This is a genomic window from Mycobacterium neumannii, from assembly GCF_048452905.1.
GTDB classification, from domain to species: Bacteria; Actinomycetota; Actinomycetes; order Mycobacteriales; family Mycobacteriaceae; genus Mycobacterium; species Mycobacterium neumannii_B.
The window spans coordinates 281,834-301,665 of the sequence record NZ_JBCGVF010000006.1; the positions used below are offsets into that span (position 1 = coordinate 281,834).

The 19,832-nt window shown below is 67.2% G+C and carries 17 protein-coding genes; 11 read left to right on the top strand and 6 right to left on the bottom strand.

Going from position 1 to position 19,832, the window contains the following annotated elements:
• Positions 1-120 precede the first annotated feature (120 nt).
• The 4 genes from ettA to AAHH99_RS19135 all read left to right on the top strand — a co-directional run bounded on the left by ettA (position 121) and on the right by AAHH99_RS19135 (position 7,918).
• Positions 121-1,794 (top strand): energy-dependent translational throttle protein EttA, encoded by a 1,674-nt coding sequence (gene ettA / locus AAHH99_RS19120; protein ID WP_418770085.1) that lies wholly within the window; start codon positions 121-123, stop codon positions 1,792-1,794.
• A 135-nt stretch (positions 1,795-1,929) separates the two neighbouring features.
• Complete coding sequence (locus AAHH99_RS19125) at positions 1,930-6,822, top strand: NAD-glutamate dehydrogenase (RefSeq protein ID WP_418770086.1); 4,893 nt, start codon at positions 1,930-1,932, stop codon at positions 6,820-6,822.
• Positions 6,819-7,262 (top strand): acyl-CoA thioesterase, encoded by a 444-nt coding sequence (locus AAHH99_RS19130; RefSeq protein WP_418770087.1) that lies wholly within the window; start codon positions 6,819-6,821, stop codon positions 7,260-7,262. The genes AAHH99_RS19125 and AAHH99_RS19130 overlap by 4 nt, the downstream gene beginning before the upstream one ends.
• Positions 7,259-7,918: a hypothetical protein gene (locus AAHH99_RS19135; protein WP_418770088.1), complete on the top strand. Its 660-nt coding sequence runs from the start codon at positions 7,259-7,261 to the stop codon at positions 7,916-7,918. The genes AAHH99_RS19130 and AAHH99_RS19135 overlap by 4 nt, the downstream gene beginning before the upstream one ends.
• 137 nt (positions 7,919-8,055) lie before the next feature.
• Here the strand turns inward: AAHH99_RS19135 and AAHH99_RS19140 are convergent, their stop codons facing one another.
• Entirely contained in the window at positions 8,056-9,621 is a 1,566-nt protein-coding gene (locus AAHH99_RS19140) for a glycoside hydrolase family 13 protein (protein ID WP_418770089.1), read from the bottom strand.
• Positions 9,621-10,025, bottom strand: a complete 405-nt coding sequence (locus AAHH99_RS19145; RefSeq protein ID WP_418770090.1) for a globin — start codon at positions 10,023-10,025, stop codon at positions 9,621-9,623. Before AAHH99_RS19145 ends, AAHH99_RS19140 begins: the two co-directional genes overlap by 1 nt.
• A gap of 131 nt (positions 10,026-10,156) precedes the next feature.
• On the opposite strand from AAHH99_RS19145, the gene AAHH99_RS19150 reads away from it, so the two are divergent.
• From AAHH99_RS19150 to AAHH99_RS19160, 3 genes are read left to right on the top strand one after another with little or no spacing between them, the layout of a single operon-like run.
• Positions 10,157-10,825, top strand: a complete 669-nt coding sequence (locus AAHH99_RS19150; protein ID WP_418770091.1) for an HNH endonuclease — start codon at positions 10,157-10,159, stop codon at positions 10,823-10,825.
• A gap of 25 nt (positions 10,826-10,850) precedes the next feature.
• Positions 10,851-11,135: a hypothetical protein gene (locus AAHH99_RS19155; RefSeq protein ID WP_418770092.1), complete on the top strand. Its 285-nt coding sequence runs from the start codon at positions 10,851-10,853 to the stop codon at positions 11,133-11,135.
• On the top strand, positions 11,122-11,607 hold the full coding sequence (locus tag AAHH99_RS19160; protein WP_064396905.1) for a DUF5130 domain-containing protein: 486 nt from the start codon (positions 11,122-11,124) through the stop codon (positions 11,605-11,607). The genes AAHH99_RS19155 and AAHH99_RS19160 overlap by 14 nt, the downstream gene beginning before the upstream one ends.
• A gap of 86 nt (positions 11,608-11,693) precedes the next feature.
• On the opposite strand, the gene AAHH99_RS19165 is transcribed toward AAHH99_RS19160, so the two are convergent.
• The 3 genes from AAHH99_RS19165 to AAHH99_RS19175 form a co-directional block, all read right to left on the bottom strand.
• Positions 11,694-12,044, bottom strand: coding sequence for an HNH endonuclease (locus AAHH99_RS19165; protein ID WP_418770093.1), 351 nt, complete (start codon positions 12,042-12,044; stop codon positions 11,694-11,696).
• A gap of 94 nt (positions 12,045-12,138) precedes the next feature.
• Entirely contained in the window at positions 12,139-14,724 is a 2,586-nt protein-coding gene (gene pepN, locus AAHH99_RS19170) for an aminopeptidase N (protein WP_418770094.1), read from the bottom strand.
• 50 nt (positions 14,725-14,774) lie between these two features.
• The gene (locus AAHH99_RS19175) at positions 14,775-15,158 is read right to left on the bottom strand and encodes a DUF732 domain-containing protein (RefSeq protein ID WP_418770095.1); all 384 of its coding nucleotides are present in this window, start codon (positions 15,156-15,158) and stop codon (positions 14,775-14,777) included.
• A gap of 189 nt (positions 15,159-15,347) precedes the next feature.
• Here AAHH99_RS19175 and AAHH99_RS19180 point away from each other — a divergent pair, with 189 nt between their 5' ends.
• The 4 genes from AAHH99_RS19180 to AAHH99_RS19195 are packed head-to-tail and all read left to right on the top strand — an operon-like array spanning position 15,348 to position 19,032.
• The gene (locus AAHH99_RS19180) at positions 15,348-15,956 is read left to right on the top strand and encodes a DsbA family protein (protein WP_418770096.1); all 609 of its coding nucleotides are present in this window, start codon (positions 15,348-15,350) and stop codon (positions 15,954-15,956) included.
• 54 nt (positions 15,957-16,010) lie between these two features.
• Positions 16,011-16,484, top strand: a complete 474-nt coding sequence (locus AAHH99_RS19185; RefSeq protein ID WP_418770097.1) for a ribose-5-phosphate isomerase — start codon at positions 16,011-16,013, stop codon at positions 16,482-16,484.
• A 2-nt stretch (positions 16,485-16,486) separates the two neighbouring features.
• Positions 16,487-17,293: an Fpg/Nei family DNA glycosylase gene (locus AAHH99_RS19190; protein WP_418770098.1), complete on the top strand. Its 807-nt coding sequence runs from the start codon at positions 16,487-16,489 to the stop codon at positions 17,291-17,293.
• 50 nt (positions 17,294-17,343) lie between these two features.
• Positions 17,344-19,032 carry a cation:proton antiporter gene (locus AAHH99_RS19195; protein ID WP_418770099.1) on the top strand — a complete coding sequence of 563 codons (1,689 nt, stop codon included), beginning with the start codon at positions 17,344-17,346 and terminating at the stop codon, positions 19,030-19,032.
• Between the two features lie 7 nt (positions 19,033-19,039).
• On the opposite strand, the gene AAHH99_RS19200 is transcribed toward AAHH99_RS19195, so the two are convergent.
• Positions 19,040-19,801, bottom strand: a complete 762-nt coding sequence (locus tag AAHH99_RS19200) for a DUF1542 domain-containing protein (protein ID WP_418770100.1) — start codon at positions 19,799-19,801, stop codon at positions 19,040-19,042.
• Positions 19,802-19,832: the final 31 nt, after the last annotated feature.

Genomic DNA, 19,832 nt, shown 5'->3' on the forward strand with positions numbered 1-19,832 from the left:
CGGGGACGCCGCCGGCGCAGGAGCTCGAGTAGCTCACTCGGCTGCGCCGGCGGGGCCACGCCTACGATGGTCCGCGAGCATCACCCGAGAGACTCGCAACTTTGAAAGGCATCCCACGGCATGGCCGAATTCATCTATTCGATGCGGAAGGTCCGCAAGGCGCACGGCGACAAGGTCATCCTCGACGACGTCAGCCTGAACTTCCTTCCGGGCGCGAAGATCGGCGTCGTCGGTCCCAACGGGGCCGGCAAGTCGAGCGTCTTGCGGATCATGGCCGGGCTGGACCAGCCCAACAACGGCGACGCGTTCCTGCAGCCCGGAGCGACTGTGGGCATTTTGCAGCAGGAGCCCCCGCTCAACGAGAACAAGACCGTCCGCGAGAACGTCGAAGAGGGCGTGGCGATCAAGGAGAAGCTGAACCGCTACAACGAGGTCGCCGAGCTGATGGCCACCGACTACTCCGATGAGCTGATGGAGGAGATGGGCCGGCTGCAGGAGGAGCTCGACGCCGCCGACGCCTGGGACATCGACTCCCAGCTCGAGCAGGCGATGGACGCGTTGCGCTGCCCGCCGCCCGACGAGCCGGTCACCCATCTGTCCGGAGGCGAGCGCCGACGGGTCGCGTTGTGCAAGCTGCTGCTGTCCAAGCCCGACCTGCTGCTCCTCGACGAGCCCACCAACCACCTGGACGCCGAGAGCGTGCAGTGGCTCGAACAGCACCTCGCCGAGTACAAGGGCGCGATCCTCGCCGTCACGCACGATCGGTACTTCCTGGACAACGTGGCCGAGTGGATCCTCGAACTCGACCGCGGGCGGGCTTATCCCTACGAGGGCAACTACTCGACGTACCTGGAGAAGAAGGCCGAGCGCGTCGCCGTGCAGGGACGCAAGGATGCCAAACTGCAAAAGCGTCTCCAAGACGAGCTCGCCTGGGTCCGATCGGGCGCCAAGGCACGGCAAGCCAAGAGCAAGGCCCGCCTGCAGCGCTACGAGGAGATGGCCGCCGAGGCGGAAAAGACTCGCAAGCTCGACTTCGAGGAGATCCAGATTCCCACGCCGCCACGGCTGGGCAACGTCGTCGTCGAGGTCGAGCATCTCGACAAGGGCTTCGGTGGACGCACCCTGATCAAGGATTTGTCGTTCACGCTGCCGCGTAACGGCATCGTCGGGGTCATCGGTCCCAACGGTGTCGGTAAGACGACGCTGTTCAAGACCATCGTGGGCCTCGAGCAGCCCGACAGCGGCACGGTCAAGGTCGGCGAGACGGTCAAGTTGAGCTACGTCGACCAGAGCCGTGCGGGCATCGACCCGAAGAAGACGGTGTGGGAGGTCGTCTCCGACGGACTGGACTACATCGAGGTCGGCCAGAACGAGATCCCGTCGCGGGCCTACGTCTCCGCGTTCGGCTTCAAAGGCCCGGACCAGCAGAAGCCGGCCGGTGTGTTATCCGGCGGTGAACGCAACCGGCTCAACCTGGCGTTGACGCTCAAGGAGGGCGGCAACCTGATCCTGCTCGACGAGCCGACCAACGACCTGGACGTCGAAACGCTGTCGTCGCTGGAGAACGCGCTCGAGAGCTTCCCCGGCTGCGCGGTCGTGATCTCCCACGACCGGTGGTTCCTGGACCGCACGTGTACCCACATCCTGGCGTGGGAGGGCGACGAGGACAACGAGGCCAAGTGGTTCTGGTTCGAGGGTAACTTCGGCGCTTACGAGGAGAACAAGGTCGAACGGCTCGGCGCCGAGGCCGCCCGCCCGCATCGCGTGACGCACCGGAAGCTCACGCGCGACTGATCCGGCGGGGTAGCCGCAAAGCCCGCGTGCGGGCTACTAGGGTCGTCTTCTGCGGACCGCGGAGCCGCTTCGCCCATCGGGGCTGGTGGTGACATCCAATGGCGGAGGTCCGCGCCTACAGTTCAGGAGCGTCGCATGTCGGTGAATCCGGGAGACGTCGGGAGATCAGCGGGCGCCGGGGTCGGCGTCACCGGGGCCAACCACTCTCCTGGACTCGACGACCAGACCATGGCGCGACTCGCGCGGGCCTATCTCGAGACCTACCGGGGTCCGCACGCCGACGCCCCCGCCGCCGAGTCCACGGTCACCATGCCGGTGACGGCGACGGCGCATAAGGTCGTCACGCCGAACCTCATCGCGGCGCATCACCGGCTCGGTCGCTTCCGCCCCTACGGCGATACCCGCGTCGAGGTGTACCGCGCCGACGACCCGCCCGGGTTCGGCCCCGCGCTGCAGATCGTCACCGACAACTCCGCGATGGTGATGGACTCGGTCACGGTGCTGCTGCACCGCTTCGGCGTCGCCTACACCGCGATCATGAACCCGGTGCTGCGGGTGCACCGCGCTCGGGCAGGCGAACTGCTCGACGCCGCGCCGGCCGCTGAAGCCGGCGGGTCCCGAAACGGTGTGTTCGAGGCCTGGATTCACGTTCAGCTCGCGGCGACCGTCGACCCCAAGGCGCTGGCCCAGGTGGCGCAGATGCTGCCGAGCGTGCTCGCCGATGCGCGTCATGTCGCGCTCGATGCCGACGAACTGTCGTCGACGCTGCGCCGGTTGGCGCACGACCTGGCCACCGACACCGGCAACAGGTTCCGCGGGCCCGACCGCGAGGACGTCGCCGCGCTGTTGCGATGGCTGGCCGACGGACATTTCGTGCTGCTGGGTTACCAGCGATGTTCGATACAGGACGGCCGGTCGTCGGTCGATCCGTCCAGCCGGCTGGGGGCGCTTCGACTTCGCCACGATGTGCTGCCGCCGCTGACCGACGACGACGACCTTCTCGTATTGGCGCAGGCCACCATTCCGAGCTACCTGCGATACGGCGCCTATCCGCACATCGCGGTCGTGCGCGAACAACACGGGCCGACCGTCATCGAACATCGCTTCGTCGGCTTGTTCACGGTGGCGGCCATGAACGCGAACGTGCTTGAGATCCCGTTGATCTCACGCAGAGTGAACGAGGCGTTGTCGCTGTCCCGCAACGACCCCAGCCACCCCGGGCAACTGCTGCTCGACATCATCCAGACCATTCCCCGAGCGGAATTGTTCGCCCTGTCGGCGCAGGACGTGCTGGACATGGTGAAAGCCGTCGTCGACCTCGGGTCCCGTCGGCGCACGTTGCTGTTCATGCGCGCCGATTCGCTCGCGCAGTTCGTCTCGTGCCTGGTGTACCTACCGCGCGACCGTTACACCACCGCGGTGCGGTTGGAGATGCAGGACATCCTCGTGCGCGAACTCGGCGGTGTAAGCATCGAGTACACCGCGCGGGTGAGCGAATCGCCATGGGCGGTAGTTCATTTCGCCGTGCGAATGCCCGACGACACCAACGCCCGCGACATCGACACGTCCCCGACCAACGAATCGCGGATCCAGGATCTGCTCACCGAAGCGGCGCGCACCTGGGGAGACCGGTTGATCGGCGCGGTGAAGACGGGTTCGATCAATCAGCGCACGGCGCAACACTATTCCGCCGCCTTCCCTGAGGCGTACAAGCAGGCGGTCGCGCCGCTCGACGCGATCGATGACATCACGGTCATCGAAGAGCTGCAGGACGGTTCGATCCAACCGGTGCTCACCGATCTCGAGGAAGGCACCGCGCAGCTCACGTTGTATCTGGGTGGGCACTCCGCTTCGTTGAGCGATCTGCTGCCGATGCTGCAGTCGATGGGCGTGGTGGTTCTCGAAGAGCGCCCGTTCACCGTCGAACGGCCCGACGGACTCGTGGTGTGGATCTACCAGTTCAAAATCTCACCGCACAAGTCGATCCCGCGCATCGAGAGCGAATCCGAACGAACCCGAACCGCCACGCGTTTCGCCGACGCACTGACCGCGATCTGGCAGGGCCGCGCCGAGACCGACCGGTTCAACGAGCTGGTGATGCGGGCCGGTCTGAACTGGCAGCAGGTGTCGGTCCTGCGCAGCTACGCGAAATACCTGCGGCAGGCGGGTTTTCCGTACAGCCAGTCGCACATCGAGGCCGTGGTCAACGACCACGCCAAGACCGCGCGTTCGCTGGTCGAACTGTTCGAGGCGCTGTTCTGTCCGTTCGAGGACGAGCAGGATGATGCACCGAAACGTCACGACGCCCAGGCGGCCGCCGCGGCGGTGAGCGCCGACATCGACGCATTGGTCAGCCTGGACACCGACCGTGTGCTGCGGGCGTTCGCGTCGATGATCCAGGCGACGCTGCGCACCAACTACTTCGTCAGGCGGCAGGAGTCGGCTCGGCACGAGGACGTGCTGTCGTTCAAACTCGATCCCGGCCTGATCGACGAATTGCCGCTGCCGCGACCGAAGTTCGAGATCTTCGTGTACTCGCCGCGGGTCGAGGGTGTGCACCTGCGGTTCGGCTATGTGGCGCGCGGAGGCCTGCGCTGGTCGGATCGCCGCGAGGACTTCCGCACCGAAATCCTCGGGTTGGTCAAGGCACAGGCCGTCAAGAACGCGGTGATCGTGCCCGTCGGCGCCAAGGGCGGTTTCGTCGTCAAGCAGCCGCCGACACCGACCGGAGACGCCGCCGACGACCGCGAAGCCCAACGCGCCGAAGGCGTGTCGTGTTACAAGCTGTTCATCGCCGGTCTGCTCGATGTGACCGACAACGTCGACAAGGGGTCCGGCCAGGTCACCCCGCCGCCGGATGTGGTGCGCCGCGACGGCGACGACGCCTATCTCGTTGTCGCCGCCGACAAGGGCACCGCGACGTTCTCCGACATCGCCAACGAGGTCGCCAAGTCCTACGGCTTCTGGCTCGGCGACGCGTTCGCCTCGGGCGGGTCGGTGGGATACGACCACAAAGCCATGGGCATCACCGCCAGAGGCGCGTGGGAGTCGGTCAAGCGGCACTTCCGCGAAATGGGTGTCGACACCCAGGCGGAGGACTTCACCGTCGTCGGTGTCGGCGACATGAGCGGCGACGTGTTCGGCAACGGCATGTTGCTGTCCAAGCACATTCGCCTGTTGGCTGCCTTCGACCACCGCCACATCTTCATCGACCCCGATCCCGACGCGGCGCGCTCGTGGGAGGAGCGCAAGCGCCTGTTCGAGCTGGCGCGGTCGAGCTGGGAGGACTACGACTCCTCGCTGATCAGCGAGGGTGGCGGCGTCTACAGCAGGGAGCACAAGTCGATCCAGATCAGCTCGCAAGCCCGCGCCGCGCTGGGCATCGACGACAGCGTCGATGAGCTGACCCCGCCCAACCTGATCAAGGCGATCCTGAAGGCGCCCGCCGACCTGTTGTTCAACGGTGGTATCGGCACCTACATCAAGGCCGAATCCGAATCCGACGCCGATGTCGGCGACCGTGCGAACGACCCGGTCCGGGTGAACGGAAACCAGTTGCGGGCCAAGGTAGTCGGTGAGGGCGGCAACCTCGGCGTGACCGCGCTTGGGCGTATCGAGTTCGACCTCGCGGGTGGCCGGATCAACACCGACGCGCTGGACAACTCGGCTGGGGTCGACTGCTCCGATCATGAGGTCAACATCAAGATTCTGATCGACTCGCTGGTCACCGCGGGCAAGGTCAGCCCCGAAGACCGCACCGAACTGCTGCTGTCGATGACCGACGAGGTCGGGCAGTTGGTGCTCAGGGACAACGAGGACCAGAACGATCTGATGGGCACCAGCCGCGCCAACGCGGCGAGCCTGCTTCCGGTGCACTCGCGCATGATCAAGGCCTTCGTCGCCGACCGCGGCCTCAACCGTGAACTCGAGGCGCTGCCGTCGGAGAAGGAGATCCACCGCCGCACCGACGCCGGAATCGGCTTGACCTCACCGGAACTCGCGACGCTGATGGCTCATGTGAAACTTGCGCTGAAAGCCGACGTGCTGGCCAGCGAACTGCCCGATCAGGAGGCATTCGCCTCCCGGCTGCCGTGGTACTTCCCCGAGAAGCTGCGTGAGCCGTTCGCCGCCGAGATTAGGTCGCACGAACTGCGCCGCGAGATCGTCACCACTATGCTGGTCAACGACGTCATCGACACCAGCGGAATCACGTACGTGTACCGCATCAGCGAGGACGCCGGGGTAGGCGCGCTGGATGCCGTGCGCAGCTACGCCGCGGCCAACGCGATCTTCCGGATCAACGACATCTGGCGACAGATCCGCGCGGCGGGGGACAACGGTGTTTCGGTCGCGGTGACCGACCGGATGACGCTGGATCTGCGGCGGCTGGTGGACCGGGCCGGACGCTGGCTGCTCAACTACCGTCCTCAGCCACTGGCCGTGGGCGCCGAGACCAACCGGTTCGCCGCCAAGGTGGCGGCACTGACACCGCGGATGTCCGAGTGGCTGCGCGGCGACGACGAGGCCATCGTGGCCAAGGAGGCCGACGACCTCACCTCGCGCGGAGTCCCAGAGGATCTGGCGTACGAGCTGGCCACGGGGCTGTACCAGTTCAGCCTTCTCGACATCATCGACATCGGGGACATCGTGGAGCGCGAACCCGACGAGGTCGCGGACACCTACTTCGCGTTGATGAACTACCTCAACACCGATACTTTGCTCACCGCGGTGTCGCGACTCGAACGTGACGACCGCTGGCATTCGTTGGCGCGGCTGGCGATTCGCGACGACATCTACGGGTCACTGCGGGCTCTGTGCCTGGACGTGCTGGCGGTGGGCGAGCCCGAGGAGACGGGTGAGGAGAAGATCGCCGAATGGGAGACCACGAACGGTTCGCGGGTGGACCGCGCCCGTCGCACGCTCGACGAGATTCATGAAAGCGGTCAGCACGACCTCGCGACGCTGTCGGTGGCGGCGCGTCAGATTCGCAGCATGACACGGACCAGTGGAACGGGGACTTCTCGATGACAGGCGCTGATCTCGCGCGCACCACGAGCGGGGCAGGGTTTGTCGCGCCGGTCCATGTGCGGTGGTCGGACATCGACATGTATCAGCACATCAACCACGCCACCATGGTGACGATTCTCGAGGAAGCCCGGATCCCGTTCCTGCGAGAGCCGTTCGGCCCGGAGATCGAGACGATCGGCTTGCTCATCGCCGAGGTCAACATCTCGTACAAGGCCCAGCTGCGGCTGATCGACTCGCCGCTGCAGGTGACCATGTGGTCGAAGAGGGTGCGCTCGGTCGACTTCACCGTCGGCTACGAGGTGCGATCGGTGGGCGCGCCGCCGGACTCGAAGCCGGCGGTGATCGCGGACACCCAGTTGGCCGCTGTACACATCAAAGAGCAGCGGCTGCACCGGCTTTCGCTGCAGCAAAAAGAGTATCTGCAGCGCTGGACACGATGACACGATCCGAGCGTGGCCTCTGGCTGACCGAGCTACCGCATCGCGGCGACCTCGCGACGTTCGCCGAGCGGGCTTTACGTCTCGACGAAGCCGCGGTGATCAGGTTGCGTCAACGATCAGAGGATGTGCTGGTCGCCTGGGTGGCAACGGGATTCGATGTCCTGGCCAGCCGGGTGGTCGAGGGCCGGGTCAATCCGCCGGATCTTTCGGCGGGCGCCGACGCGCTGGCCGAGGGTCTGCGGACCGTGGACAGTACCGGTTTCGTCGAACCCGGCTTCGCGCTGGATTCCGCCTGGCGCGGAGCGCTTCCGCCGGACTCCGGCTTCGTCCACCTCGACGATGTGCCCGCCCGCGTCGTGCTTGACTTGGCGCAGCGCGGTGGGGAGTTGGCCAAAGAGCACTCCAGCAGCCACGGTCCACCGGTGTCGCTGCTGGATCAGGAGGTCGTCGCGGTCAGTTCCGGCGACGACAGCGTCGGTATCCCGATGAGGTGTGTATTCGCTTTGACGGCAATGGGTTTCCTACCCCCGTCGGGTTCGGCGGTGGGCGCCGACGAGATAGTGCGGGTGCGCGTGACGCCGACGTGGCTACGCATCGACGCACGTTTCGGTTCGGTGTACCGCCGCCGCGGCGACCCGGCTGTCGTCCTGCGCTGACCTTTCACGCCGCGTGACCCCACGCGAAGCTGGATGACCGTGCTTGCACAGCGACACGCCGCTACAGGTGTACATTTTGCGGCCGCTCGCGCCACCGTGAGTGTGCGGTCACTGGCGCCGTCACGAGCGTGCGGTCGTTAGACCAACCACGCAGCGCTGTCGGGCCGGAGGGCGCCGTCGGACACCTCCGCGCTCGCCAGCAGGACCTTACCTTCCGGCAGCGGTATCGGCCGCGAGCCAGCGTTCAGTACGCACACCAACCCGCCGGTGCGGTGAAACACCAGGCTGTCGGCGGGCGAGTCCAGCCACTCGACCGTCGAACCGTCGAATTCGGCACGCTGTGAACGCAATTCGAAAGCCCGACGGAAGAACGCCAGCGTCGAGTCGGGGTCCGCCAACTGCTTCTCAACCGTCAGCGCTGACCATTCCGGGGGAATCGGCAACCAAGTGTCCGGGTTGTCCGAGAAGCCGAACGGAGGGGTTTCGCCCTCCCACGGCATCGGAATCCTGCTGCCGTCGCGTCCGCGGCGGGTGCGCCCGGAGCGCTCCCACACCGGGTCGCGCAGCGCCTCGTCGGGGAGTGCGGCGTTCGGCAGCCCCAGTTCCTCGCCGTTGTAGATGAACACAGGCCCCGGCAGCGCCAGCATGACCAGAGCCATCGCCTTGGCGCGGGCCAGACCGACGGCACCACCGCCGTAGCGGGTGGGCACGCGGTCGACGTCATGGTTGGCCAGCGTCCACGTCGGGGCGGCGTCCACTAGATCGGCTGCGGCCATCGAGTTCTCGATCGCATGACGGATGTCGGCGGCGTCGAACGCCGCGCGCAGAAGCCGGAAGTTGAAGCCCAAATGCAGTTCGTCGGGGCGCACGTAGCGGGCGAACTGCTCGTTGTCGTAAACCCAAACCTCGCCGATCGCAACGGATTCCGGATAGTCGTCGAACACCCGCCGGATCTGGCGATGGATCTCGTGCACGCCGTCGTTGTTGAACCGGGGATCGTCGTCCATCTCGGCCAGCAGCATCTCGCGTCCCACGATCTTCATGTCGGGAAGGCCGGGCGGCTTGGCCATGCCGTGCGCGACGTCGATGCGAAAGCCGTCGATGCCGCGGTCGAGCCAGAACCGCAGTGTGCGTTCGAGGTCGTCGAAGACCTCGGGGTTCTCCCAGTTGAGGTCGGGCTGCTCGGCGTCGAACAGGTGCAGATACCACTGGCCGGGGTTGCCGTCGGCTTCGGTCACCCGGGTCCACGCCGGCCCGCCGAACACCGACAGCCAGTTGTTGGGGGGTTCCGAACCGCCGGGCCCGGTGCCGTCGCGGAAGATGTAGCGCTCGCGCTGCCGACTGCCCGGGCTCGCGGCCAGGGCCGCCTGAAACCACGGATGCGCGGAGCTGGTGTGGTTGGGCACCAGGTCCATCGTCACCTTCATGCCCAGGTCATGGGCGGCGGCGGTGAGCCGGTCCAGCGCCGCAATGTCGCCGAACAGCGGATCGACGTCGCGTGGGTCGGCCACGTCGTAGCCGTTGTCGGCCATCGGCGAGACCATCACCGGGTTGAGCCAGATCGCGTCGACGCCGAGCGCCTCGAGATAGCCCAGGCCGGCGGTCACCCCGTCGAGGTCGCCGACCCCGTCACCGTTGCTGTCGCGGAACGAGCGCGGATAGACCTGATAGAACAGCGCGTCAGACCACCAAGGATTCGTCATCAGAACGGCGCGTTCACCATCGAATGCGCGGCCATCTCCAGGTAGGCCAGCAGCTCTTTGCGGTGCTCGTCGTCGAGCGTGTCCGAGTCGATCTGCGCGACCGCGGTGTGCATGCACCGCAGCCACGCGTCGCGTTCGATGTAGCCGATCCGGAACGGGGCGTGGCGCATCCTCAGCCGCGGATGCCCACGCTGGTCGGAGTACGTGCGGGGGCCGCCCCAGTACTGCTCGAGGAACATCCGCAGCCGCACCTCGGCCGGTCCGAGGTCCTCTTCGGGGTAGAGCGGACGCAGAATCTCGTCCTCGCGGACCAACTCGTAGAACCGCGCCACGATCGCGCGGAACGTCTCGTGGCCACCGACTTCGTCGTAGAACGACCTCTGTGGCTGTGTCACGCCGACCATTGTTCCTTGTTGCTGGATTCACCAGGTCAGGCGGGCGCACCACCCGATGTTCACCTGACTGACCTGCGAACACGTCGAGAATTGTCGTGCGATTCACAGGAATCCGTGGTGAACTGTCGGACGGAGGACGTATGGCGCATCGCAAGAAAGGCCCGTCCAAAAGGGCTGGCCCGCGGAGTCACGGTGCCGCGACCGCCCTAGCCGGGTCGGTGATACCGGGCGCGCAGGCACGCGTCCTCCACAGCGTCGACATCCATCCGCCGAGTACCACCGATGGCTCGATCTGGGGTCGCCGCCGTGTCCTGCTGCTGAACTCCACCTACGAACCGTTGACCGCTCTGCCCATGCGGCGGGCGGTCATCATGTTGATGTGCGGTAAGGCCGACGTCGTACACGACGATCCCGGCGGGCCGGTGATCCACTCGGCGACCCGATCGATCGTGGTGCCCTCGGTCATCCGGTTGCGCTCCTACGTCCGGGTGCCGTACCGGGCGCGCATCCCGATGACGCGCGCGGCGCTGATGCACCGCGACCGGTTTCGCTGCGCCTACTGCGGGAGTAAGGCCGACACCGTCGACCACGTGGTTCCGCGCAGCCGCGGGGGAGCGCACTCGTGGGAGAACTGCGTGGCGGCCTGTTCGTCGTGCAATCACCGCAAGGCCGACCGGCTGCTCACCGAGCTGGGGTGGTCGCTGCGCACCGTGCCCGTTCCGCCGAAGGGCCAGCACTGGCGGCTGCTGTCCAGCGTCAAGGAACTCGATCCATCATGGGTTCGATATCTGGGCGAGGGCGCGGCGTAAACGCGGCTGGTATACGGTTTGCGACGTGAGCACCACAACGACAATCGCGCTTCTGACCTTGGTGCCGCTCGGGCTGACGGCCGTCCTTGCCCTGTTGATCTGGCGCACTAAGGGCCCGCACCCGGCGAGCTACAAGATGTCCGACCCTTGGAAGCACTCCCCGATTCTGTGGGCGTCCGACGAGCCCGCCGATCACGGGCACGCGACCGGACGCAGTGTGGCCGCCGACTCGGCGGCCCACGGCGGAAACGTGGGTGAACACCAGTCCAACGCGGTGACGATTGGAGGCGGCGCCAGTGGCAAGTGGTGACGTTGCGGTAACCGGCCATCGGGCCGCGCTCGAGCACACCGACCTCCCGATGGGTTGGGTGGTCACCTCCAGCGGCCGGATCTCCGGTGTCACGCAGCCGGGTGAGCTGTCGCTGGACTACCCCTTCCCGACCAAGGACCTGGTGTTCCTCGACGACGCGCTCAAGTACGGCTCGCGCGCTTCGAAGGCCCGGTTCGCCGTGTACATCGGCGATCTCGGCGACGACACCGCGGCCACCGCGCGCGAGATCCTCGCCCAGGTGCCCACCCCGAACAACGCCGTGCTGCTGGCGGTCTCGCCCGATCAGCATGCGATCGAGGTGGTCTACGGCGCCGACGTCAAGGGACGCGGCATCGAGGAGGCCGCACCGCTGGGCGTCTCCGCGGCGGCCGCGTCGTTCAAAGAGGGCAACCTGATGGACGGGTTGATCAGCGCGGTGCGGGTGATGAGCGCCGGCGTCACCCCGGCCTGACCGCACCCTTCTTTGTCGCGCGAGAGTGCGTGTGTGTACACGACACACCGCGCCAGAGCAGCGTTATCCGCACGTTCGCGGGCACGTCACGGTGCATCGAGTGCGAGCGCGGCACGAATTTCGACGTAACGCTCGAGGAAGCGCCGCTCGTCGAGACGCTTGCGCCGCAGCCACGCGGTGACCTCGTCGTTGCACTTGCTGGTGTTGCACGAGGCGCACGCCGGTACGACGTTGTCGATGGTGTACCGGCCGCCGCGGGAGATCGCCATGACGCAGTCGCGCTGCAGCGCTCGATCCGTCGCGCCGCAGTAGGCGCAGCCCTTCCACGCGTCTTTCAGCGCTTGCCACTGCTGCGGCGTGAGGTCGTTGTCGACGGCGCCGAGTCGCCGCTTACGCCTGCGGGCCGCCCTGGCCCGGCGAGTTTTACTGACCGCCACGCGCTCAGCATGCACTGCGAGCGACCGCTCTTGTACGGCGCGGGGCGGCGTGTCGTGCACTGACACGGTCGCTCGCGCAGCAAAAAAGTGGCGCCTAGCTGACGTCGAAGGCGCGGGCGCGCAGGGACCGCTCGACACCGGCGCGGCCCTCGATGACCAGACGGCGCAGCGGGGGCGGTACATCGGGGTCGGCGAGGAACTTGTCGGCGGCCGCCAATCCGTCTTCGCTGATGTCCCACGACGGGTACAAGCCGATGACGACGGTCTGGGAGACCTCGCTGGACCGCCGCTGCCACACGCCCGCGATCGCGCCGAAGTATCTCTCGCGGAAGGGTGACAGCAGCGCCTGCTGACCGGGCTGCACGAAGCCGCCGATGATCGCGCGCGCGGTGATGTTGGCCAGCGTGTCGTCCTCGATCACCTGCTCCCACGCCGCTTCCTTGACCGCCAGTTCGGGACGCGCCGCGGAGGCCGCCGCGGCGTGCCGGCGTCCCGCCGCGGTCGGATCGCGTTGGGCCTCGGCGTCGATGAACGGCGTCTCCATACCCTCGGCGTCGACGGCGCCCCCGGCGGCGAGCGCGGTCACGATGCGCCACCGCAAGTCGGTGTCGACGACGAGACCGGGCAGACCTTTTAGCGCGGGGTCATCGTCCAGCAGCGCCGAAAGCACCTCCGCATGCCGCGCACTGAGCACCGATCCGCACAGCGCGTTGACGTAGGCCAATTGGTGATCGGAGCCGCCCTCGGCGCTTCGGGCCAGGTCGAGTAGCCGGTCGGCGAACTCGGGCCAGCCCGACGAGCGCGCCCACTCCGGATCCGCGTAGGAGTTCAGCGCCGTCTGGGCCTGCAGCAGAAGTCGTTGCAGCACACCGACTTCGGTTTCGGCGTGCACACCGCCGCATACCAACGACACGAAGTCGCGGGCCTTGAGCTCGGCCTCGCGTGTCATCTCCCACGCCGCCGACCACGCGAGGGTGCGCGGCAGCGGCTCGGCGATGTCGGCGATGCGCGTCAGCACCGTCTGCAGCGAATCCTGGTCCAGCCGCAGCGAGCAGTACGTCAGGTCGTCGTCGTTGACCAGAATCAACTTGCCGCGCGGAACACCGTGCAGCGCAGGCACGTCCGTGTTCGAACCCTCGATGTCGAGTTCCTCGCGATGCACCCGCACCAGCTTGCCGGAGTCGTCGTCGTCGTAGATTCCGACCGCGAGGCGATGCACCCGGGTCTCACCGGCGCCGGGCGCAGCCCCGCTCTGGTCGATGGCGAACCGGGTGAACCGGCCCTCGGCGTCGAGGTCGAAGTCGGGTCGCAGCGTGTTGAGGCCCGTCGTCTTTAGCCACTGCTGTCCCCATCCCGACAGGTCGCGCCCCGACGCCTTCTCCAGGGCGCCCAGCAGGTCACCGAATGTGGCGTTGCCGAACGCGTGGTCGCGGAAGTAGTCGCGCAGGCCGGAGAGGAACTCCTCCTCGCCGACGTAGGCGACCAGTTGCTTGAGGACGCTGGCGCCCTTGGCGTAGGTGATCCCGTCGAAGTTCACCTCGACGGCCGCCAGATCGGGGATGTCGGCGGCGACGGGATGGGTGGAGGGCAGTTGGTCTTGGCGGTACGCCCACGACTTCTCCACGTTGGCGAACGTCGTCCACGCCTCGGTGTACTCGGTGGCTTCGGCCTGGCACAGCACCGAGGCGAACGTCGCGAAAGACTCGTTGAGCCACAAGTCATCCCACCACTGCATGGTGACGAGATCGCCGAACCACATGTGCGCCATCTCGTGCAGGACGGTCTCGGCGCGCCGTTCGTAGGAAGCTCGGGTCACCTTGCTGCGGAAGACGTAGTCCTCGAGGAACGTCACCGCGCCGGCGTTCTCCATCGCGCCGGCGTTGAACTCCGGTACGAACAACTGGTCGTACTTGCCGAACGCATACGGGATGCCGAAGTTGTTGTGGTAGAAGCCGAATCCCTGCTTGGTCTCGGTGAACAGCCGCTCGGCGTCCATGAACTCGGCCAGCGTCTTGCGGCAGAACAACCCCAGCGGGATATCGCCGTGGTCGTCGCTGTACACGTCGTCCCAGCGTGCGTACGGGCCCGCGACAAGCGCCACCAGATACGTGCTCATCCGTGGTGTCGCGGCGAAGGTGTGCCGCTTGGCTGCACCGGCGTCCTCGACGTGGACGGTGGCGCCGTTGGACACGACCTCCCAGTGCGACGGCGCTGTCACAGTGACGTCGAAGGCCGCCTTGAGATCCGGTTGGTCGAAGCATGCGAACATCCGCTTGGCGTCGGCGGTTTCGAACTGCGAGTACAGGTACACCTCGTCGTCGACGGGGTCGACGAAGCGGTGCAGACCCTCTCCGGTGTTGGAGTAGCGGCAATCGGCGTCGACGACGAGGACGTTGTGCCCGGCCAGTCCGGTCAGCGGGATGCCGGTCGATTCGTCATAGCCCGACACGTCGATGTCGCGGCTGTTGAGGGTGGCGCTGTGAATCGTGTCGGCCGCGATGTCGATGTAGGTGTCGGCGCCGGGAAGTGCGTCGAATTCGACCGTCGTCGTGGACCGGAACGTGCGTTCACCGGGCTTGCCGGCGCCGTCGGTCAGGTCGAGTTCGATGCGGTAACTGTCGACGGTGACCAGGGCGGCGCGTTCGACGGCTTGGTCGCGGGTCAGGTTGGGAAGTGCCACCCGACCAACCTAACGCCCGCGCCGTCAAGCGGCGCGTCGCACGTCTCGAGTCAGAAACCCGGTATCGCCCGCGCCGCGGGCAGCCAGTCCATCACGGTGCCGTTGCCCACCGACGCCAACATCTGCGGGCAGTACATCGAGATCGCGATGCCGGTGAAGAACGCCGCGATGTCCGGCGGGACGCCGTTGTCGGACACCTGCGTGTACACCTTCGCGAGGTTCTTGCCCGGTTCGACGAGCATCGGGCAAACGGATTCCCCGATCGCGACCATGTTCACGGGATTGTCGACGGACATGCCTGCGCCGCGAAGGGCGGCCAGGAAGGCCTCGTCGGTCGTGTCGGCTTGGGCCGGTGCGGCGAACGTCGTTGCGACCGCCGCCAGACCAACCCCTAACGCCAGAGCGCGTATTCGAAGATCAACAGGTTTATTCACTTCGGTAACGATTCTTCACATTGGTCACATCAGGAACACGGTTCGATCACCGTTTGCACTCTTAGGCGTTTCTCATATCGCGGCCTGCGAAGTGGGCCGCTATAGGCGCCGCGGCGGGGGAACACTCCCAGCACGACCGCAGTTGTCAGAAGTGGACTCTGCCCACCCCGCCCCCGGAAGGATTCGCCCATGCCCGAGAAGTCCGTCGCAGAACTCTGGTTCGACCCGCTGTGCCCGTGGTGCTGGATCACGTCGCGCTGGATCCTCGAGGTCGAGAAGGTCCGCGACATCGACGTGAGCTTCCGGGTAATGAGCCTCGCGGTGCTCAACGAGGGACGCGACCTGCCCGAGGAGTACCAGGAGGCGATGAAGAAGGCGTGGGCGCCGGTGCGCGTCGCCATCGCCGCCGAACAGGCCAAGGGCCGCGAGGTCCTCGGCCCGCTGTACACCGCGATGGGAACCCGCATCCACAACCAGGGTATTGAAGACTTCGACGTGGTGATCAAGGAGTCGCTCGCCGAGGTCGGCCTCCCGGCCGAACTGGCCGAGGCCGCCACCACCGACAAGTACGACGAGGCGCTGCGCAAGAGCCACCACGAGGGCATGGACCCCGTCGGCGACGACGTCGGTACCCCGACCATCCACGTCAACGGGGTCGCCTTCTTCGGACCCGTGCTGTCGAAGATCCCGCGCGGCGAGGACGCCGGCAAGCTCTGGGACGCCTCGGTGACCTTCGCGTCCTATCCGCACTTCTGGGAGCTCAAACGCACCCGCACGGAGTCGCCGGAATTCGACTGAGCGCGCCCGGAGCGCGCCCGGGTCGGGCCGACGGCGTCTGCCACAATGACGGCCATGCGCGTCTACCTGGGAGCCGACCACGCCGGCTTCGACCTCAAGAAGGCCATCATCGAGCACCTGCGCGGCTCCGGGCACGAACCGGTCGACTGCGGGGCGTTCGTCAACGACCCGGACGACGACTATCCCGCGTTCTGTATCGCAGCCGCGCAGCAGACCGTCGCCGATCCGGGCAGCCTCGGCATCGTGCTCGGCGGCTCGGGCAACGGCGAGCAGATCGCGGCCAACAAGGTCCCCGGCGCACGCTGCGCGCTGGCGTGGAGCATCGAGACCGCCAAACTCGCACGCGAGCACAACAACGCCCAGCTGATCGGCATCGGCGGGCGCATGCACACCGTCGAGGAGGCGCTCGCGATCGTCGACGCGTTCGTGAGCACCCCGTGGTCGGAAGCCGAACGGCACCAACGTCGCATCGACATCCTCACCGAGTACGAACGCACCCACGTCGCGCCTCCGGTACCCGGCGCCTAGGGATGCCGGAAGGCCACACCCTGCACCGGCTCGCCCGGTCGCACCAGCGGCGCTTCGCTCGTGCACCGGTGATGGTGTCCAGCCCGCAAGGGAGGTTCGCCGACGGCGCAGCCGCCGTCGACGGGCGGGTGCTCAAGAAGGCCACCGCCTACGGCAAGCATCTGTTCCACCACTACGAAGGTGGCCGGGTGGTGCATGTGCATCTCGGGTTGTACGGCACGTTCACCGAGTGGGCGCTGCCTGCGGGGACGGCACCGCCGCCGCCGGTGGGGCAGGTCCGGATGCGGATGATCGGCGCCGAGTACGGCACCGACCTTCGGGGGCCGACGGTGTGTGAGGTGCTCGCAGAACCGGAGATCGCCGACGTCATCGACCGGCTCGGTCCCGATCCGCTTCGCCGTGACGCTGACGGATCGCTGGCGTGGGCCCGAATCCGCAAGTCGCGCAGGCCGATCGGAGCGCTGCTGATGGACCAGACGGTGATCGCCGGGGTAGGCAACGTGTATCGCAACGAGTTGCTGTTCCGGCACGGCATCGACCCGCACCGGCCCGGCGTCCGCATCGACGAAGACGAGTTCGACGCGATGTGGACCGACCTCGTCGAGCTGATGCGGATCGGGTTGCGGCGCGGCAAGATCCACACCATCCGCCCCGAGGACGACCACGGGCTGCCCTCGTACGGGCCCGGACGGCCCCGCACCTACGTCTATCGGCGGGCAGGCGAGCCGTGCCGGCTGTGCGGCACCGAGATCCGCACGAAGGTGATGGAAGGCCGCAACCTGTTCTGGTGCCCCACCGACCAGACGTAGGCACGGCGGCTGGGTCAACGTGACGGGCGCTCCTGCGCGACAATCGGCGCGTGGAGTTGATTCTCGTCGTCGTCGGAGCCATCGTCGTCACCGCTGTCGCACACCGGCGCGGTCTCGAACCGGCCCTGGTCATCGTCATCATCGGCGCCGCTGTGTCGTTTCTGTTGGATTTCGAGCCACCCGAACTGGATTCGCACATCCTGCTGACGGTGGTGCTGCCGCCGCTGCTGTACTCGGCGGCGCTGAACTTCTCGTTCCCGACGTTCCTGCGCAACATCCGGCCGATCCTGGGCCTCGGCGTCGGGCTGGTCGTGGTGACCGCATTCGCGGTGGCGGCCTCGGCGTGGCTGGTAGTGGTTCCCCTGACGTTCGCAACGGCGCTGGTGCTGGGCGCGATCGTGGCGCCGCCGGACGCGGTGACCGCGGTCGCCGTCGGACGCAAGCTGGGCCTGCCGAGGCGGGTGATGGCGATCCTGACGGGGGAGAGCCTGATCAACGACGCCGCTGCGTTGACGCTGTTCTCGATCGCGGTGGTGCAGGTCACCGGGGGACACATCTTCATCCACAACCCGTTCCTGCTGTTCGGCTACAGCGCTGTCGTCGGGCCGATCGTCGGCGCGCTGCTCGGTTACGTGACGCTGTGGATCCGCAGGCGACTGGCCAATCCGGGGCTGGAGACGGTGCAGGGCCTCGTGGTGCCGTTCGCGGCGTTCATCGTCGCCGAGGAACTGCACGCATCGGGGGTGTTGGCGGTCGTCGTCGCGGGCTTCGTGGTGGCCAACGGGACGCTGTCGGCCGGGTACCAGACCCGGCTGCAGGAACGCTATGTGTGGAACTCCGTCGACGTGTTGCTCGAGGCGTTCGTGTTCGCCTACATCGGGCTGCATCTGCGCTTCGTGCTCGAGGATCTGCAGGAGGCGCACGAGTCACTCGCCGAGGTCGCCGTGGCGTCGCTGGTCGTGCTGGTCATCGTCTTGGTGATCCGGCCGCTGTCGGTGTTCACCATCTTCGGGCGCAACAAGCTGACCCACCACGTCGAGACGCGGTTGAGCGTTCCCGTGCCGGCGGGCGGAGCTCGCGGTGCGCTGGGAACCCGGCGGCGCAACAACCCGCCCGGTAAGTGGCGGTCACGCGTCGACCGGCGGTCACTGTCCTGGCGGGAGAACGTGGTCGTGTCGTGGACCGGGATGCGCGGGGTGGTGACTTTGGCTGCGGCCGCGGCCATTCCGGCGACGACGGTCACCGGCGAGCCGTTTCCCGAGCGGGCCACCATCCAGGCCATCGCATTCGTGGTCAGCGTCGGCACGCTGTTGCTGCAGGGCTCGACGCTGCCGATCCTGATCCGCTGGCTTCACATCTCGCGGTTCTCGGATGATCACGCAGTCGATCGCGAGGAGGAACTCAAGGCCGAACGCGTCGTGCACGACGCCGCCGATCGGGTGCTGGCCGACTTCCGGGCCAATCCGCCTGCGGGCCTGAGCTCTCGCGTGGCCGCCGAGATCGAGGCGACGATCGCGCGGCACTCGCAGGACGCCGACGAGATGCCGGACCCGGAGGCGCACACGAAGCGCGCGGAGGTGTTCGCGGCGCTGTACCGCGACGTGCTCACCCACCAGCGCGCCGCGCTGATCGCCGAACGCGACGAGGGCCGCATCGAAGACGAGGCGGTCCGCGCGATGCTCGAACGGCTCGACCTACAGGAGGCCGGCGTGTCGGCGCGTCTGGAGAGCCGGCTGTAGCAGAAGGTCAGAAGCCGCCGAAATCGCCGAAGCCGCCGCCGATGTCACCGCCGCCGCCCCAGTCGCCGCCGCCGTCACCGCCCCAGTCGCCGCCGGGATCCTGGCCTTGGTCGAACCCTTGGTCGTATCCCTGGGCGAAGCCTTGTTCATAGCCGCTGCCGTGCATGCCAGAGAACAACGCGTCGAACAGCAGCACCGAGCCCAGGCCCCAGGCGCCGGCCACGAGCGCTGGCTTCCACCACGGCTCGGAATACCAACCCGAAGGCACAGGCCGACCCGCGACCCGGCCGCCGGGGTAGTAGTTCGGGGTGCGCTCGGATGGCGTCGGCGAGGCCTCGATCTCGCGGCCCTCGAAGTCGACCTTGCGCTCCTCGGTCACCGTGCCCGCCGACCGCTGGCCGGCGAGCGTTTCGAGTTCGGGGCCGGGATCCATGCCCATCGCGACGCGGGCGGCGCGCACGTAGTAAAGGCCCTCGAGTGCGCTCTCCTTGGCGAGCAACGCCTGCTTGGCGGTGTTGGCCTGGTCGATCTGCGACCCGGCAGCGGTGTAGCGCTCGGACGCGTCGGCCAGCGCCTGCTTCGACGCGTCGTCATTGCCGGTCAGGCCGATGACCTGACCGCCGAGACGTTCGATGACGCGGCGGGCGTCGGCCTTGGCGTCTTCGAGGGAGGCCGCCTTGCGCCGGTCGGAAGCCCTCATCGCGGCGTAGGCCACGACGCCGAGAGCGACGATGACCAGGACGACGAGAACGAGCAGAACACCGTTCATAGCGCCCAGCGTACCCAGCGCGAACGCGAAA